This window comes from Kitasatospora arboriphila, from assembly GCF_039528095.1.
GTDB classification, from domain to species: domain Bacteria; phylum Actinomycetota; class Actinomycetes; order Streptomycetales; family Streptomycetaceae; genus Kitasatospora; species Kitasatospora arboriphila.
Genome location: NZ_BAAALD010000275.1, coordinates 1 through 609, shown reverse-complemented (window position 1 = coordinate 609; position 609 = coordinate 1). Strand labels below are relative to the sequence as shown.

General features: G+C 69.3%; 1 protein-coding gene. It reads left to right on the top strand.

The annotated features are described in order from the left end of the window. Nucleotides 1-28: 28 nt before the first annotated feature. On the top strand, nucleotides 29-609 hold a 581-nt coding region (locus tag ABD353_RS39925), incomplete at its 3' end, for a GTP-binding protein (RefSeq protein WP_344628602.1).

Sequence of the window (609 nt, the reverse complement as noted above, 5' to 3'; positions counted from 1 at the left end):
GACGTCACGCTGCTCGAAAGGGTCCTCAGTGGACTTCGCAAGCTCTAACGCGGCCGCCCCCAGCCGCGCCACCACCTCCGCGAAGATCGTCGTCGCCGGCGGCTTCGGAGTCGGCAAGACCACCCTCGTCGGCGCCGTCTCCGAGATCAACCCCCTGCGCACCGAAGCCGTCATGACCAGCGCCAGCGCCGGCATCGACGACCTCACCCACACCGCGGGCAAGACCACGACCACCGTCGCCATGGACTTCGGCCGCATCACCCTCGACGAAGACCTCATCCTCTACCTGTTCGGCACCCCCGGACAGGACCGCTTCTGGTTCATGTGGGACGACCTCGTCCGCGGAGCCATCGGCGCCGTCGTCCTCGTCGACACCCGCCGCCTCGCCGACTGCTTCCCCGCCCTCGACTACTTCGAGAACTCGGGCCTGCCCTTCGTCGTCGCCCTCAACGGCTTCGACGGACACCAGGCCCACACCCCCGACGAGGTCCGCGAAGCACTCCAACTCGGCCCCGACACCCCCATCATCACCCTCGACGCCCGACGCCGGGACAGCGCCAAGAGCGCCCTCATCACCCTCGTCGAGCACGCCCTCCTGGCCCGCCTCCG